The 17913-nt window shown below is 73.2% G+C and carries 5 protein-coding genes; all 5 read right to left on the bottom strand.

The genetic code is table 11. The features are described 5' to 3' along the window. Positions 1 to 8: 8 nt before the first annotated feature. The 5 genes from IE325_RS12455 to IE325_RS12435 are packed head-to-tail and all read right to left on the bottom strand — an operon-like array spanning position 9 to position 17860. Complete coding sequence (locus IE325_RS12455) at positions 9 to 1115, bottom strand: cytochrome P450 (RefSeq protein WP_190069896.1); 1107 nt, start codon at positions 1113 to 1115, stop codon at positions 9 to 11. Beyond that, positions 1112 to 2197, bottom strand: coding sequence for a Gfo/Idh/MocA family oxidoreductase (locus IE325_RS12450; RefSeq protein ID WP_190069895.1), 1086 nt, complete (start codon positions 2195 to 2197; stop codon positions 1112 to 1114). The genes IE325_RS12455 and IE325_RS12450 overlap by 4 nt, the downstream gene beginning before the upstream one ends. Continuing rightward, positions 2194 to 3309, bottom strand: coding sequence for a saccharopine dehydrogenase NADP-binding domain-containing protein (locus tag IE325_RS12445; protein ID WP_190069894.1), 1116 nt, complete (start codon positions 3307 to 3309; stop codon positions 2194 to 2196). Before IE325_RS12445 ends, IE325_RS12450 begins: the two co-directional genes overlap by 4 nt. Continuing rightward, positions 3306 to 8723, bottom strand: coding sequence for a non-ribosomal peptide synthetase (locus IE325_RS12440; RefSeq protein WP_229911785.1), 5418 nt, complete (start codon positions 8721 to 8723; stop codon positions 3306 to 3308). The genes IE325_RS12445 and IE325_RS12440 overlap by 4 nt, the downstream gene beginning before the upstream one ends. Next, positions 8720 to 17860: a non-ribosomal peptide synthetase gene (locus IE325_RS12435; RefSeq protein ID WP_229911784.1), complete on the bottom strand. Its 9141-nt coding sequence runs from the start codon at positions 17858 to 17860 to the stop codon at positions 8720 to 8722. The genes IE325_RS12440 and IE325_RS12435 overlap by 4 nt, the downstream gene beginning before the upstream one ends. Positions 17861 to 17913: the final 53 nt, after the last annotated feature.

Genomic DNA, 17913 nt, shown 5'->3' with positions numbered 1-17913 from the left:
GTCACTCATCACTCCAAAAGGACGGGAAGCGCCGCGGGACCGCGGCTCATGAAGTCGCCGGCACGGCGGAAACGGAAGTCGGGCGCGAGCCGCAGCCCCGGATACCGCTCGATCAACACCTCGGCGGCGACCCGCAGTTGGAGCCGGGTGAGCGAGGCACCGAGGCAGGCGTGCGGGCCCTTGCCGAAGGCCAGATGGGCCCGCAGCCCAGCCCGGCCGGGCCGGAACGCGTCGGCGTCCTCGCCCCACCGCGCAGGGTCACGGTTGGCGGACGCGACCACGGCGATCACCCGCTCCCCGGCCCGTACCGGCGTGTCCGCCAGGACGGCGTCCCGGGTGGCGGTACGCATCTGCCACAGGGCCGGCGGATCGAGCCGCAGCGACTCCTCGATCGCCTCCGCCAGCCCATCGGTCCGCCAGTGCTCCTCCCGCAGCAGCCGCAGCACCAGATTCCCCAGCGCATGGCGGAGGTTGGGCACGCCGGCCACGATCAGGAAGTGCAGGAAGGTCACGGCCTCCGTTCGGTCCAGACGCCCCAGTACGCCGCCCAGGGCAGGGCCTTCGGCGGCCCGCAGCGCCCACCGCTCGAACGCGGGCCACTCGGGACGGGCCCGATGGCCCAGCAGATCCGTGAACCCGGCCGCCCAACGGTCGTATTCCGCCGCGTCGCCCTCACCCACCCCGCAGAATGCGGCCAGCACGGCACGCGGCAGCGGAGCGGCGAACGCGGGCACAAGATCCGCCCCACCCTTGAGCTGGTCCGCCAGTGTCTCGGCCCGCTCCCGCACGACGGGTTCCAGCCCCGCCACGATGCTCCGCGCGAAGGCGGGGGAGAGGAGACGCCGAAGCCGCGTGTGTGCGGGCGGGTCGAGCTGTGACAGGGCCAACCCCCGGTCCGCTTCCGCGGTTTCCGGAACGGAGGTGTTGTTGCGTCGGCTCGACCACACCTCCGGGGCCGCCAGCACCGCCCGTACGTCGGCGTCCCGCACGACCACGTGCCAGCCCGGCAGCGGCATGGAGACCGGCCGCTCGCGACGCAGTGCGGCCAGCCGCGGGTACGGGTCGTCGGTGTGGCTCAGGTCGAGCGGGTTGAAGGCGGCGACCGCGCTGGTCACAGGCCCTCCCGCTCACGTACGGCCGCGGCCAGGTCCGGCGCGGTGACCGGCTCGGGGGCGGGGCGCCGGACCAACTCGGGATAGCCGAGCCGGGTCGTGAGGTCCTGCCAGATCTGGCTGAGGGTGAGGTGATACTGGCCGGCGCGCATCGGGTCCTCGCCCGCCTCCGCCGCGTCGACCATGGCGCGCAGGGCCCGCCGTACGCCCTCCGGCCAGACCTCGGTGTACACCTCGCGGTGCGTGGGAGCCTCGGCGGGGCCGACCGGCTGCACGCTCGGCAGGTGCACCAGCCGGTGTGCCTCGCTGTCGAAGTCCAGCTCGCCGTCGTCGCCGCGGGGCGCGGGCAGGGCCGGGCTCCACAGGACGGGGCCGTGCGTGCTCGCCAGGGTGAGGGTGCCGCCGGCGAAGCCGAGGGCGGCGCGGTGCAGCAGGTGGGTGTGGTTGTCCGGGTCCTCGGGATCGAGCTGGTTCAGGACGCGCAGGGTGACCGGGACACCGGCGAGACGGCCCTCCAGGGTGCTGAAGGGGCCGCCCCCGGGCGCGGGGTCGGTGAACTGCCAGGGCCGCAGCCCGCCGAGCGCCTGGCCGAGAATGTCGATCAGGTCGTACGCCACGTGGATGGCGCAGGCACCCTCCGCGTACAGCAGTTCCTGCCGCTCCGCCAGATGCCGGGCCGCGGCGAGAAACCGGCGTACCGGCGCGAGGTGCGGATAGAAGGTGTTGAGCCGGTACTGGACGCCCTGTCGGCGCGCGGTGCGCAGACACGCGGCCAGCTCCGACTGATGGATCGGGTGCTCGTGCAGCACATGCACCCCCCGCTCCATCAGCCGCTGCGCGAGCGCGGCGCCTTCCCCGCCGCCGACCCCGTTGGGCACCACCACACAGGCCAGGTCGGCGAGTTCGGGCACGTCGTCGGGGTCTGTGAGCAGGGGAACGCCGTAAGCCTCGGCACACGCCTTGGAGCGGGGGCTGCCCCGGCCGAGCACGCCGGTCAGTTGGAGCGCGAAGTCCGGCCCCGGCTTCCGGAAGGCACTGAGGTACACCCGGCCGAAACCGGTACCGCAGACGACGACTCGGGTCATAGGATTCCCTCTTCCACGGGGAGGTCGGCCAAGGGCCGGTCCAGCAGTCGCAGTTCGCGTACGGCCGGGCCGTGGGCGATACGACGGACGATGCGGCCGGGATCCGGAAGATCAGCGAAATGGCGCTGCCCAGGCGGGAGTTCACCGTCGAGCAGGGTGAGCGCGGCGTGCGCAGCGGCGCTGCCGGTCAGGGCGGAGGAGTCGGTGCCGGTGAGCACCAGGCCGCTGCGCCCGTCCAGTTCGCAAGTCACGACCTGGTACGGAGGCCGCCCTGCGAGGTCGGTGAGCGTCGCCCGCGACAACTCGGCCGCCGCCATCTCCACGGCCGGGCCCGGGGTGAGCCCGGCACGGTAACGGTCGAGTACGGCACGCGTGGCATCCCCGCCGAACACCGTGTACCAGCGCACTTCGTCGAGCCCGCACCGCCGGGCGACACCCACGGCCTCCTCGGTGAGATACGGGATCGCCGTCACGGCCCCGGGGAAGTACGGCAGTCGTATCCCTCGCTCCACCGCGAGCGCACCGGACACCCGACGCCCACCGCGCCAGACGGCCGTCACCTCGCCGCCCGGCCGCGCGAGCCGGTCCATGAAGTCCCGGGCGGCGGCGGGCGGGAAGTGCGGGAGCCCGCCGACGTGGACGGTCAGGGTGCCGTGCAATCCGTTGGACGCTCTGATGCCGAGCAGCCCCGGTAGCAGCCCCGCCAACCCCGGCATCAACCCGGCCCCGATCACCACCGTCCGCCACCGCAACAGCCGTGCGTACGAGGGAGGTTCGGGCAGCTCGGCGGTGTCGTTGACGTCGACCAGGTCCGCGCCCGACGCAAGGGCGGCCTCGGCGACACGGTGGCCGACCGCCCGAACAGGCCCGGTGGCATTGACGACGACCTGGCACTCGGCGCAGAACGCGGCGAGGGCACGGGCGTCGGTCACGTCCACCGGTTCGGACCACAGCTCCACCCCCGCGGGCAGGGCCCGGCGATGCGGGCGGCGCACCGCCGCCCGCACCGGCCCGACGCCGAGCCGCAGCAACTCCTCCAGCACGGCCCGGCCCACCGCCCCGGCAGCCCCGACCACGCCCACCGCGACCGGGGCGGTACGGCCCCGGTTCACGGTGTGCCGCCGGCCGCGAAGGCCACCTGGTCGACGTGCGGCGCGCGTAGGCAGCTGAAGTGGTCGCCGTCGACGTCGACCACCGTCAGATCGCCGAGGCACACGTCACGCCACAGCTCGTCCGCCTCCTGCCCGAACCCGGCGAGGAACCGCAGCCGACCCCGCGGCTGGACGAGGGTGATGTCGCCCGCGTACGGCTGTGTGGTGTGCAGCGAGCCGGCGGCGAAGGCGTGCCGGAACACCCGGTAAAGGCCCGGCACATGGGCCGCCTCGCTGCCGTCCCCGCCCAGGGTGCGCGCGATCGCCGCCAGCCGCTCCTGCTGCGGCACGTCACCCAGGGCCCGCATCCGGCGGGCCACCGCCTCCAACCGCGCCTCCCCGCACAGCGCGGCGAAGGCGCCGGCCGGCACCCGGCCCGGCGTGGCGTCCAAGACCGCCCGCAGCGCGGCCCCCAACTCCTCCTCGTCGCCCGGATATCCGGCCGCCTCCGGGTCCGCGCCCAGCACCCGCGCGAAGGCATGCTCGATCAGCAGCTCGTCCTCGCACACGAACGCGGGAGGGCTGCTGCTGACCACCGTCAGCCGCTCGACATGCGCCCCGCTCTCGGTGAGCTGCCGGGCGATCTCAGTGGCGAGCTGTCCACCCAGGCAGTAGCCGGTGAGCCGGAACCGTTCGGCCCCGGTCGCGGTCAACCGCCGTACGTGTTCGGCCGCGAGCCGCTCCACAAACGCGTCCGCCGGGAGGTCCACGCACGCTTCGACGTCGCCGACGGCCAGCCCGACGAGCGGACCGTACGCGCCCAGCCGGGCCGCGAGGTCGCGGTACGGGGCCATGGTGCCGATTCCCTCGTGCACCAGCACCTGGAGCACCCCGCCGTCCGGCGCGTCACCGAGGGGCAGCAGCGCGCTCGCCTCGCCCGTCCCAGAGCCGGTGACCTCGGCCGTGCCCCGCAGATGGAGTGCCAGGGCGGCGACCGTCGGACGGTTCAGCAACTCCCGAAGCAGCGTGTCGAACTGCTGGTCCGCGGCCTCCGGTACTTCCTCGATCAGCCGGGCCGACAGCTGCGCGAGGATCAGCGAGTCCGCACCGAGGTCGAACAGGCTGCGCTCCCGGTCGACGGCCGCGACACCGAGAGCCCGGGCGACGACATCGACGAGTCGCCCCTCCAACGCATCGGAAGGCTCGGCCACTTGGTCTGCCTGGGCCGTCCGCCTTGGGCCTTCCTCCGACACGACGGCGGCAGCAGCCCGCACTGTCAGCGCCTTGCGGTCCACCTTGCCGTTGGCCGTCAGCGGAAGCCCGTCCACGATGTGCAGCGCGGCGGGCAGCATGTAGGCCGGGAGCCGCGCCGCGAGGTGGTCGCCGACCTCATCCGCATCCACGGGCACCCGGTCGGTCTTGAAACGGACGGCGAAGACGTGCTGGCCCAACGGCTCCAGCGCATGCCCCGGCTTCGGCAGGCACACCTCGTTGCGCCCGCCCGCCTCCGCGAACAGCCGCAGCCACTGGTCGCGCGTGACGAAGGTGGCGTCCGCGTCGTCGGTGCGGCGCAGGTCCTCGGCGCCGGTCATCATGAACGCCTGCGAGATCAGGATCTCGTAGTGTTCCCGCGTCGGTTCGGTGACCAGCAGCAGCCCGCCGGGGACGAGGACCGAGCGCAGTGCGCTGAGTGTCGCCGCCGTGTCCCGGGCGTTGTTCAGCACGCCCGCGCAGACCACCACGTCGAACGAGTTGATGGCCAGTCCCTGCTCGACCGGGTCGCCGTCCACGTCATACAGCCCGTACCGCAGCCGCGGATCCGGCCCGAACCGTTCCCGCGCCCGGTCCAGGAAGAACGGGCTGACATCGGTGAACAGCCACTCCACCGGGAGTCCATCGAGCGCGGCGAGTGCACCCGCCGTGCTCGCCCCGGTCCCGGCGCCCACTTCCAGCACCCGCAGCGGCCGGCCGGGGGCCTGCGCCTCGGCGGCCGAACGCAGGGCCGCGGCGAGGACGCGGTTGAGGTAGGCGGACATGACGTTCTCGCGGTAGGCGGCGTCGGCCGTCTCCATGCGGGCTTCGGGGAAGAGCAGGTCGACGGCGGCGATCCGGTCCTGCATCAGCTCGCCCAACTGATCGGCGTTGGCACGCAGATAGGCCAGCAGCTCGGTCGGTCCCAGCTCATCGCTCCAGACAGCGGCCACCCGGTCCCAGGCCGCCGTCGCCGACGGGGGTTCGGCGGCGAGCCGGTAGCGGCCCGTGTCCAGCAGCTCGAGCAGGCCCTCGTCGGCCAGCACGGACAGCCAGCGCCGGATCACCCGGTGGTGACGTGGTGCGGCCGCCGTGGCGGCCACCTCGTCGGCGGTGTGGATGGCGTCGGGCGCCGTGAACAGGCCGCGGGCACGCAGTGCGTCGAGCATGGAGGCCAACGATGCCTCGTCCAGCAGCCGGGCGAACTCGTCGATCCGCTCCGGCTCGGCGACCTCGACCGCGTCACCCGCTTCGCGGGCCCGCCGTATCAGTGCCTGGTCCGGCTGGGCGGCCCGCCCGTTCGCGAGGCGCGCCGGTTCCGCGAAGGCGACCAGACGGCGTTGCAGCGGATCGTCGCCGACGGCGAGGGCGGCGGCCGCCCCGATCGCCGGATGCCCCGTCAACGCGGCCTCGACCTCGGCGAGTTCGATGCGGTGACCGCGGATCTTGACCTGCCCGTCCTTGCGGCCCAGGAACTCGATGTCGCCGCTCGGCAGCCATCGGCCCAGGTCACCGGTGCGGTACAGCCGCTCCCCGGTAACGGGATGGGTGATGAACCGCAGGGCCGTGGTCTCCGGGTCACCGTGGTAGCCGAGCGCCAGCCCGCTGCCGCCGATGCACAGCTCGCCCGGCACCCAGTCCGGGCGGGGCCGCAGGGCATCGTCAAGGACGTGGAAGGTCTGGTTGGTGAGCGGCCTGCCGTACAGGATGCTCGGCCGGTCGGTGTCGACGGGTTGCTCGATGGGATGGTGGATGGACCAGATCGCCGCCTCGGTGGCCCCGCCGAGGCTGATCAGCCGCAGCCCCGGCAGCAGCGCGCGTACCCGGTCCGGCAGCCGTACGGGAATCCAGTCACCGGACAGCAGCCCGAGCCGCAGGTCCGACAGGCCCGCCACGTCCCCGGAGCCGGTGGCGGAGGCCAGGTAGTCGTACAGCATCTGCAACTGCGCGGGCACCGAGTTCCACAGCGTCACGCGGTGGCGGGCCGCCAGCCGGGCCCAGTGCGAGGGGTCGCCGCGGCGCTCGGCGTCCGGCAGTACCAGCGTGCCGCCGTGGGCCAGCGGGCCGAACAGGTCGTAGACGGACAGGTCGAAGCCCAGCTGGGCGAGCCCGAGGACCCGGTCATCGGGTCCCACGCCGAACCGCTCGTCGATGTCGGCGATCGTGTTGAGCGCGGCCCGGTGCGAGACCTCGACGCCCTTGGGCTCCCCGGTCGAACCGGAGGTGTAGATGATGTACGCCGCCTCGCCGGGGTCCACCCGCCGGGGCTCGGGCGCGTACGGCGACGGCTCCAGCGTGTCGACGGCGATCGACGGCACCTCGTACGCGCCGTCGAGACGTGTCTGCGTGAGCACGACGCTCGCCCCGCTGGAGGCCAGCACCTGGGCGCGGCGCGCGGGCGGGTGGACGGTGTCGACCGGCACGTACACGCAGCCGGCGTGCAGGACACCGAGCACAGCCGGGACCTGCTCCCAGCCCTTGTCCATCACGATGGCCACCCGGTCGCCCGCCGCGACCCCCGTCTCACGCAGCCGCGCGGCCACCGCATGGGCGTGCGCGACGAGTTCGGCGTATGTGAGCGTGCGGTCGGCCGCGATGACCGCCGGACGGTCGGGATGTTCGGCGGCCGCGCCGAAGACCCGCTCATGCAGCAGCCCTTCCGGCAGCGGCCGTCCGGTGGCGTTGACCTCCGCCTGCCGGGCCGCCTGCGCCTCGGGCAGCCGCACCGGATCGGCGACGCCGTTCCACGGCTCGTCAGACGCGGCCAACTCCCTTACGAGCGCGGCGAACGCGCCGAACGCGTCCTCCGTCAGCCCCTCCGGCAGCACGCCCTCCCGCACGTCCCAGCCGAGCAGGATTTCGCCGCCCGACTCCATCACCTGGCAGTCGATCCACACCTGCGGCGTCTGAGTGACGCCGTAGACCACTCGCCCGGCGCCGGTCTGCGGCGCCTCGGCGCCCTGGAGGGTGCTGGTGAACACCACCGGCATCAGCGCGGGCCGCGAGCGGCGGGCAGCCTCGCGCAGCACCTCGACGCCCGAGTACAGCCCGTGGTCGAGATCCTCGAAGAGCCGCCCGCCGAGCGCGCGAGCCCGCTCCGAGAAGGAGACCTCGGCCTCCGGCTCGACCGCCAGCAGGGTCACGGACGTGAAGTCGCCGACCACCCGCCCGATGTCGGGGTGCACCGGACGCTTGGCGAACACCGGCAGGTTGAGCGTGAACCGCGGCTTGGCGCTCCATCGGCCGATGATCTCGGCGTAGGCGGCGAGCAGCACGGTGGACACGGTCAGATCGCGCGCGGCGGCCCGGCGCCGCAGGCCCACCGCCTCCTCGGCGGTCAGCCGGTCGGCCAGCCGCCGGAACCGCACCAGCTCGCCCGACTCCTCGGCCAGGACAGGGAGTTCGGGGGCGGGCGGCAGCGCGTCGAGGCGGTCCAGCCAGTAGCCGCGGTCCCGGGCCCACCGGGCGCTGTCGCGCAACCGCCGCTCGGCGAGCACGTGGTCACGGAAGGAGACGGGCACGGCCGCGAGCGCCCGGTCCGGCTCCAGGCACAACTGCTCCAGCTCACCGAGGAGTTGCTGGACACCGGAGAAGTCGGTGACCAGCAGATCGACGGAGAGGTGCACCAGCAGCCGCTCCGGGGAGTGCGTGAGCCGCACGTCGAACAGCGGCCACACGGCCGGGTCGTAGGTGCGCTGCGCCAGCTCCCCGCGCAGCCGGTCGGCCTCGTCGGCCCCCGCCACGGGGATGTCGTACGGCGGCAGGTCCTTGAGTACCTGCTGCCCGTCCGGGTGGTACACCGTGCGCAGCGAGTCGTGCCGTTTCACGAGCGCCCGCCACACGTCGGCCACCCGCTCGGGAGCAACGCTGCTGGGCAACTCGTACTCCAGATAGGCGTGGCAGCCGATCCCCCCGTGGGCGAACACGTCCGTGCGGCCCAGCAGGTACGAGGACTGCACCTCGGTCAGCGGGAACGGCAGGTGCCGCCCGTCCGGGTCGGGCACGAGGGGCTCGGCGAACGGGTCCCGGAGGTAGACGAGTACGGCGTCACGGTCGGCGCGCAGCCGCTCGCGCAGCTCCTCGGTGAGCGCGCCCTGCGGCGCCCGGAAGCGGATACGCCCGTCCTCCTCCCACAACTCGACTCCTACGGCGGCCAGTTCCGACACCAGCTCGGCGGCGCTCACAGTTCCCCCTCTTCCCAGTTCTGATTGATGGTGTGGTCGGTGTTGTCGTCGACGGCGGCGCCGAGAGCGGCCACGGTCGGGTGTGCGAAGAACGCCCTGAGCGGGACTTCCACGCCGGTCTGTTCGCGCAGTCGCGCGATCAGCCGGGTGGCCAGCAGGCTGTCGCCGCCGGCCGCGAAGAAGCCTTGTTCCCGGCCGGCGGGCGGGCTGTCGGGTAGCAGCTCGGACCAGAGCGCGGCGACGAATTCCTCGGTGGCGCCGCGCGGAGGACCACCCGCGTCGGTTCGGATGACCTGGGCCGTGGGAACCACGGCTCGCTCGCCGTCCTTGAGGCCCGTACCGAGGACCAGCGCGTCCCACTCCTCCACGGTGGACAGCTCGTCCAGCAGGGCGAGTTGGCGGCCCATCAGGGTCTCGGGCAGATCGTCGGGCAACAGCCCGGTCACCGTGTCCCAGGTGAGCCTGAGCCCTTCGGCGTCCTCCAGGACCTGGTGGTCGAGCCAGACCTGCGGAGTCTGGGACACGGACCAGTACGGCGGGGTCAGCAGCTGGGCCCGGTCGTCGTCGATGCCGAGCGCGCTGGTGAACACCACGGGCATGGCGGCCTGCTCCGGCCCGCGTTCCTGGGCGAGCTGCCGCATCACCCAGACCGCCGAGACCGCCCGGTGGTCGAGGTCGGTCCACAGCCGTGCCTGGAGTCCGCGCAGCCGCGCGAGCCAGGACTCGCCCACTCGCGGATGGTGGGCGGCGAGTAGCAGCGAGGTGAAGTCACCGGTGATCCGGTTGATGTGCGGATGGACCTCCTGTCGGTCGAACAGGGTGAGGTTCATGGTGAGTTCGGGACTCTCCGCCTGCTCGCCCAGTGCCTCCGCGTACACGCCCAGGAGTAGGACCGACGGGGTGATGCCGTGGGCCCGGGTCCGTTCCTGCAGCCGCGCCCACACGTCTTGCGGCAGGTGCGTCGCACGGCGCACGAAGTGTGGGCGCCCGACGGCGGACGGCTCGCGTAGAAGTGGCAGTCGGGGCGCCGGAGGGAGCCCCGGCAGCCGCTCGCGCCAGTACGCCTGGTCGGCGGCCACTGCTTCCGGCGCGGGCCGGACCGAGGTCAGGTAGTCCCTGAACGTCGGCTCCACCGGCGGCAGTTCGACACCCGGATCGTCCCGAAGCTGCCGCAGCTCGGTGAAGACGATCATCATGCTGAGGCCGTCGAGGATCAGGTTGTCGAGGCTGACGCCGATCCGGGTCCGGCGCTCTCCGCCCGCTGTCGTGTAGTGCACGGCACGGACGTCGAACAGTGGCCAGCGGGAGGGATCGAGGACCTGGTGGGACATCTCCTCGCGCAGGACGTCGAGCTGCTCCTCACCCTCCGCGACCGGGATGGTGAACTCGGGCACGGTCGCGAGGACTTGCTGCCGCCCGTCCTCGTCGAAGACCGCCCGCAGCATCGGATGCCGCTCGATCAACCGCCGCCAGGCCCGCTCCAGCGCACCGACGTCCGCATACTCCTCGTCCGTCTCGTTGTAGTAGTGCGAGCCGACGCCGCCCAGATCCAGCTGCGCGGTCCGCCCGATCCAGTACGCCCGCTGCACGTCGGTCGCCGGGAACGGCTCATGCGCGTGCTCCGGGTCCAGCACCAGCTCGGGCGCTACGACGGTCCGCTCGGCGTCGAGAGTGAGCGTGGCGGCGTACTCCTTGAGCACGGGACGGGTGAACAGGCCGGCGATCCGGGCCCCGCTCAGCCCGGCCTCGCGCAGCCGCGCCACGAGACGCGTGGCCAGCAGGCTGTCCCCGCCATGGGCGAAGAAGTCGTCGTCCCTGCCGACCTGTTCGGCCCCCAGCAGCTCCCGCCAGGCGGCGGCGACGAGCTCCTCCACCGGCCCGCTCGGCTCCCGGTCGCCGCCGGACGGCACGCCGATCGAGGCCGCCCGCTCGGCCAGCGCGGCCCGGTCCACCTTGCCGTTGGCGGTCAGCGGCAGTCCGTCGGGCAGCGGGACGAGCGCGGAGGGAACGGCGTGCGCGGGCAGATGGTCCGCGAGCCGCCGCTCCACCTCGGCCAGGTCGACGGCGCCTTCGGGCACCACGAACGCGGTCAGCCGCTGCTGGCCACGCGGCCCGGTCGCCACGGTCATCGCACGGGCGACGCCCGGCTGGGCGAGCAGCGCGGCGTCGACCTCGCCGAGCTCGGTGCGATGGCCCCGGATCTTCAGCTGGTGATCGCGGCGTCCGAGGAACTCCAGCAGCCCGTCTGGCCGGTAGCGCCCCATGTCACCGGTGCGGTACCAGCGCTCCCCGGCGTCCGTCACGAACCGGTCGGCGGTGCGCTCCGGATCGCCCCGGTAGCCGGTGGCCACCCCGGCCCCGCCGATCCACAGCTCGCCGGGCACCCAGTCCGGGCAGTCCTCGCCGAGCGGCCCGACGACCCGGAACCGCTGGGCGCGCAGCGGAGTCCCGTACGGCACCGACGGCCAGCCCTCCGGCGCGCCGCCCGTGGCGTCGTAGGCGTTGGACCAGATCGCGGCCTCGGTCGCACCGCCCATGGCGATCAACCGACATCGGCCCTGTGAGGCATCGGCCAGTCGCCCGGCCAGATCGAGCGGCACCCAGTCACCGGAGACCAGCGCCACCCGTAGCCCCGGCGGCGCCTGTCCGGCAGCGGCCGTGAGGAGCATGTCCAGGAGCATCGGTACGGAGTTCCAGACGGTGACGCCGTGCCGTACGGCCAGATCCCGCCACCGCTGGGCGTCCCTGCGCTCGTCCTCGGCCACCAGCACGAGCGCGCCGCCCGCGCCGAGCAGTCCGAAGATGTCGTACACGGAGAGGTCGAAGTCGAGGGCGGAGACCGCCAGGACCCGGTCGCCGGGGCCGATGCCGTGTCGCTCGTTGATGTCCTCGACGGTGTTCGCGGCCGCTCGGTGCGTCAGCTCGACGCCCTTGGGCTCACCGGTGGAACCCGACGTGAAGATGACGTACGCGCAGGAGTCCGGGTCGGAGGCCACGGGTGCCTCCAGCGGATCGGGCAGTGGTTGTGTGAGGAACTCCGCGTCGAGCACGCAGTGCGCCCGCGAGGCCCGCAGTATCCGCTCCTGTCGCACCGGCGGTTGGTCGGCGCCGACGGGCACGTACGCGGCGCCGACGGCGGCCACCCCGAGTACGGCGGCGATCTGTTCGGGCCCCTTGGGCAGCGAGACGGCGACCGTGTCGCCGGGCACGATTCCGCGCGCGGCCAGCCCGGCGGCGATGCGCAGCGCACGGTCGCGCAGCTCGCCCCGGGTCATGACACCGTCCTCGGCCCACAGCAGCGCGGGGGCGTCCGGGTCGGCGGCGGCCTGGTCGAAGAACGGCAGGTGCAGGGCCCTGTGGCCCCCGGCTCGGCCCGTTGCGTTGACGCGTTCGCGGACCGTGCGCTGCCCGTCGGGCAGCAGGGTCGGCCGGGCCGCCCGCCAGTCGCCGTCGCACAGTCGGCGCAGCAGCCGGTCGAACGTGGCGGACATCGTCTCGACGAGCCCGTCGGGGAACAGCTCGCGCACCGCGTCCCACTGATGGCGCAGCGCCCCGTCCCGGCCCTCGTAGACCTGAAGGTCGAGCCACACCTGCGGGGTCTGGCTGACACCCCACACCCGCGCAGGGAAACCGTCGGGAGCGTCCATGGACACCCCGTCGTCGACGCCGAGCGCACTGGTGAACACCACCGGCACGGCGGCGTCCCGCTCCCCGCGGGCCCGGGCCAGTTCGCGCATCACCCACACCGCGGAGACCGAGCGATGGTCGAGGTCGCGCCACAACTGCTCCTGCAGCCCGCGCACTCGGGTCAGCCAGTCCTCGCCGGGCCGCGGACGGTGGGCGGCGAGCAGCAGAGAGGTGAAGTCGCCCAGCACCCGGTTGATGTCCGGGTGGATCTCCTGGCGGTCGAACAGTGTGAGGTTGACGGTCAGTTCGGGGCTCTCGCTCCAGGTGCCGAGCACCTCCGCGTAGGCGGCCAGCAGCAGCGTCGACGGGGTGACGCCGTGCTCGCGGGCGCGTTCCTTGAGCCGCCGCCACCGCTCGGCGTCGAGCTCCCCGGAGGTGCGCACGAAGCGGGGGCGGCCCAGGGTGGCCGGGTCGCGCTGGAGCGGCAGCCGGGGAGCGGGTGGCAGCTCGGGAAGCCGCTCGCGCCAGTACGCCCGGTCGGCGTCCAGCGTCTCGGGCGCCGGCTGGACCGAAGCGAGGTAGTCCCTGAACGTCGCTTCCACGGAGGGCAGTTGCGCGTCCGGGTCGGTGTAAAGGACCCCCAGCTCGGTGAAGACGGTCATCATGCTGAGGCCGTCGAGGATCAGGTTGTCGAGGCTCACGCCGATCCGCGTCCGCCCGTCGCCGTACCGCACCGCGCGGACGTCGAACAGCGGCCAGCGGGAGGGGTCGAGGACCTGGTGGGACATGTCTTCGCGCAGGACGTCGAGCTGCTCCTCACCCTCCGCGATCGGGATGGTGAACTCGGGCACGGTCGCGAGGACGTGCTGTCGTCCGTCCTCGTCGAAGACGGCCCGCAGCATGGGATGGCGGTCGATCAGCCGCCGCCAGGCCAGCTCGAGCCGCGGCAGGTCGACCGCGACCCCGTCGAACTCCGAGTAGTAGTGCGCCCCGACCCCACCGAGCCGCATCTCTTCGTGCCGTCCCAGCCAGTACGCCCGCTGTACGTCGGTTGCGGGGAAGGGGTCGTGCGCGTGCTCGGGGTCGGCCACCAGCTCGGGGAGAGCGGCGGGTCGGCTGCCGTCCAGAACGAGTGTGGCGGCGTAGTCCTTCAGCACGGGGGCCGTGAACAGGTCGGCGATCCGGGCGCCGCGCACTCCGCGCTCGCCGAGCCGGTGCAGCATCCGCGTGGCGAGCAGGCTGTCACCGCCGAGCGCGAAGAAGTCGTCCTCGCGATGGACTGTGCCGGAAGCTGCGAGCAGGTCCCGCCACACCTCGGCGACCAGCTCCTCGGTACCGGGGCGAGGAGGCGTGCCCTGCCGCCCCTGTACAGAGACCCCGGACATGACATGCCGGTCGAGGAGTTCGCGTACGGCCCGCCGGTCGACCTTGCCGTTCGCGGTGAGCGGCATGACCGGCAGCAGGACCAGCCGGTCGGGGACCATGTACGAGGGCAACTGCCCGGCGGCGACGGCGCGTACGGCCTCGGTGTCACACGGCGCGGCGTCCGGGTCGCGGACCGCGCGGATCAGCAGCGCGGGCTCCTGACGGCGTACGGTCGTGTCCGCCACGGCGAATCCCTGGGCGCGCAGCACCTGCTCCCACGCGGCGGGCGGCAGCAGCGGACTGCCCGCTGCCCGACGAGCCGGGTCCGCGTTCGTGAATCCTCGGGTGGGCAGCGCGGCGCAGATCAGGCCGAGCGGCGGCAGACCGCCCTGCTCCACCGCGAGCAGGACGCCACCGGGAGCCAGCAGGGCCGCCGCCTGGGCGACACCGGCGGCCGGGTCGTCGAACGAGTGGAGTGAACCGAGCGCCAGAACGGCATCGAAGGCGCCGGGCAGTCCCTCAGGGAGCGCTCCGTCGGTCAGCGTCTGACAGCGCACGTCGTGCGGCGATACGGCGAACCGCTCGCGGGCCCGCTCCAGAAGAGCGGCGGAGGTGTCCAGCAGCGTCAACTGCACGCAATCGCGGGGGAGTTGTTCCGCCACCCGCAGGGCGCCAAGGCCACCGCGCGCCCCGACGACCGCGACCCGCAGCGCACGGCCGCCCGCCTCCGCCGCGAGCGCGCGCAGCGCGTCGGCGCAGGCCCTGGCGGCCTCCTCGCTGCCGGGCAGCGCGTCGAGCGCCGTCTCCGGGGCCAGCACGGGGTCGTCGAGGAGTTCGAGCGCGTCACGCTCACCCGTGAGCATGGCCCGCAGGTCCGGCAGCCGCTCCGTCAGCCGGGCGAGAACGGGCGCAAGCCGGGTCCCGGCGATGCGCTGAGCCAAACCGTCTCCGTCGACCGTGCCTGGCTGCCCGTGCAACCAGTCCCGCCACAGCCGCGCGAGGCCGCGCATGTGCTCGGCCGGGCGCGGCCCGTCCTCAAGGATGCGGCCGATGACGTATGCCACGACCTCCGTCTCCAGCGGATCGGGCCGCGCGGCCACGACCTGCGGTCGGACGCCCTCGTTGTGCTCGCTCCCGGACCTGGGCGCCGGGGCATAGGCCGCGACCAGAACAGCACTGCCGGACCCGCCCCCGCTCACCGCCGCGACCACGCGCCCCACACCCGGCGCCCGCTCCAGAGCCGACTCGACCTCGCCCAGCTCCACCCGATGCCCGCGCAGCTTGACCTGGGAATCGGCCCGGCCGAGGAACTCGACGGTGCCGCCGGGCCGGTAGCGGGCCAGATCGCCCGTGCGGTACCAGCGCACCCCGTCGTGGCGGACGAACCGGTCGGCGGTGCGCTCCGGATCGCCGAGGTAGCCGTCGGCCACCCCGTCCCCGCCGATCCACAGCTCGCCCGGCACCCAGTCCGGACAGTCCCGGCCCCGCGTGTCGACGACCCGCAGGCGCACGTTGCGCAGCGGGGTGCCGTAGGGGACCGCCGTCCAGTCCTCGGGCACCGCGGCGCCGACGACCTCGCACACCGTGGAGTGGATCGCGGTCTCGGTCGTACCGCCGAGCGCCACGAACCGGCAGCCCGGCGAGCGTTGTGCCAGCCGTCCCGGAAGATCGACGCCCACCCAGTCGCCGCCGAGCAGCACCAGCCGCAGCCCGGCGGGCCCTTCCCCGGCGGTGCCGAGCAGCATGTCCAGCACGGAGGGCACGCAGTTGAGGACGGTGACCCCGTGCCGCGCCATCAGCGCGTGCCAGCTCGCCGCGTCCCGCCGGTCCTCCTCCGCGACCAGCACCACCGCGCCGCCGACGGACAGGGGCCCGAACAGGTCGTACACCGACAGGTCGAAGTCGAGGGCGGACAGCGCGAGCGTCCGGTCGTCGCCGGTCAGCCCGAAGCGCTCATCGAGGTCGTCCACCGTGTTGCGGGCCGCCCGGTGCGGCAGAACGACACCCTTGGGCTCACCGGTGGAGCCGGAGGTGAACAGGATGTACGCCGGATCGCTCTCCGGGACGGGCACCAGCTCCTTGACGGGCGCGTGCACCAGCGAGTCCGCCACCGTCAGGCCGACCACATCCGCGGGCAGCGGTGCCGTGTCCTCGGTGATGAAGGCGACCCGTGCCCCGGCCCGGCTCAGGACGCGATCGCGGCGGGCCGGCGGATGGTCCCGTCCGACGGGCACGTAGGCCGCGCCCGCGGTCAGGACGCCCAGCACCGCCGCGACCTGGTCCGGCCCCTTGGGTAGACGGACGGCGACCCGGTCGCCGGGTCCGACCGCCTGCGCGGCCAGTGCGGCGGCGATCCGCCGTGCCCGCTCGGCGAGTTCGCCGTACGACAGGACACCGTCCGTGCCCCAGAGCAGGGCGGGGCGATCGGGCGCTTGCTCGGCACGGCTCAGGAAGTCCTCGTGCAGCAGCAGACCGCTGCGCGGCCCGTCCGTGGCGTTGGCACGCGTGCGTGCCTCCCGCTGGGATGCGGGCAGCAGGTCCGGGACGGGTGTGCCCCAGGGCGTGTCGGACGCGGCGAGGGAGTCCACCAGCGTGCGGTACGCGGCGAACATCGCGTCCAGCATCCCGTCGGGGAACGCCTGCTCCAGTGCGTCCCAGTTGACCAGCAGACCGCCGTCCAGCTCCGTGACCTGGGCGTCCAGCCACACCTGCGGGCCCTGCGAAATGATCCACACCGGGCGCCCGAAGCAGGCGCGGACGTCCTCGGAGAACAGCTCGCCCAGGTTCAGCGCACTGGTGAACACCACCGGTGCGAGCACGCGCCCGCCACCCCGCTGGGCGCGGTTCAGATCGCGCAGCACCTCGACACCCGAGTACGAGGCGTGCGCGGCGTCCCCGAGGAAGCGTTCCTGCACGGCCCGGGCCCGCTCCCGGAAGGGGGCCTCACCGGACATGTCGGCAGTGAGCAGCACGGATCCGGTGAAGTCGCCGACGAGCAGGGGCACATCGGGATGCAGCGGCTCGCGGTCGAAGAGCGGCACGTTCAGTAGGAAGCGGTGCTCGGCGCTCCAGGCGGCCAGCACCTCGCAGTACGCGGTGGCCAGCGCCATCGCCGGAGTGACCCCGTGCCGGTGCGCGCGGGCGAACAGGGCGTCCCGCGCCTCCGGCCGCAGCCAGTGGTGGCGCCGCGTGACCCGTGGCCGTACCGGACCCTGGGCGACGGGCAGCGCGGGCGCCCCGGGTAGATCCGGCAGCCGAGTAGCCCACCAGTCCGCATCGCGCTTGCGATCTCGGTCCCGCTCGGCGGAGGCGGCACGGTCCGCGAGGTAGCGGCGGTAGCTGTAGCCGATGGGGGAGAGGGTGTCCGTTCCGCGGTAGAGGACCGCCAGATCGGCGAGCAGGACGCGCAGGCTGAGCGCGTCGGCCGCGAGCATGTCGAGGTTGAGGTGGACGCGGGTGCGGCCGTCCGGCAGCAGCGACAGCTGCACGTCGAAGACCTCGCCCGCGCCGACCCGCAGCATGCGGTGCGACAACTCGTCCCGCAGCTCCGCCAGCCGGCTTTCCACCTCGTCCTCCGGCAGCTGGCGCAGATCGTGCACCCGCAGTCCCGGCCAGGCGGAGGCAGCCGGCGTGTGCTGGCGTCCGTCGTCGGCGAACACGGCGCGCAATTGCGCGTGGCGGGCCAGCAGCGCGCGTACGGCACGCTCCAGGCGCTGCGGGTCCACGCCCTCTCCGTCGAACTCGTTGTAGAAGTGGGCGGCCACACCGCCGAGTTCGTGCTCCGTGCCGCGGCCTACCCAGTAGGCGTGCTGCATGAGGGCCAGGTCGAAGGGCGAGGTCTCGTCGACGTCACCGTCGGCGGTCTCTTCGGGGGTGCTGTGGGCTTCGGCGTTTCCGGTCGGGGTGTCGCCGCTACATCGCTCGCCGGCCAGTTCCGCCCAGGCGTGCAGCGTCGGCGTACGGGCGAGGGCCGCGAAAGGCAGTCGTATGCCGTCACGGCGCAGTGCCGTGGACACGGTCATCAGGCGGATGGAGTCCAGGCCCTGCTCGATGAGGTTGTCGTGGGGGCCGACTCGCTCGGCATCGGGGCCGAGCCAGTCCGCCAGCAGGGGACGGATCGACCGCAGAAGATCGGGTTCTGACACTGCGTCACCAGCCTCGATGGCATTTTTATTGAAAATGATATTCATTTACTACA

The organism is Streptomyces lanatus, assembly GCF_014655715.1.
Lineage (GTDB): Bacteria > Actinomycetota > Actinomycetes > Streptomycetales > Streptomycetaceae > Streptomyces > Streptomyces lanatus.
The sequence above is the reverse complement of the archived record's forward strand: the minus strand, read 5'-3'. Positions and strand labels throughout refer to the sequence as shown.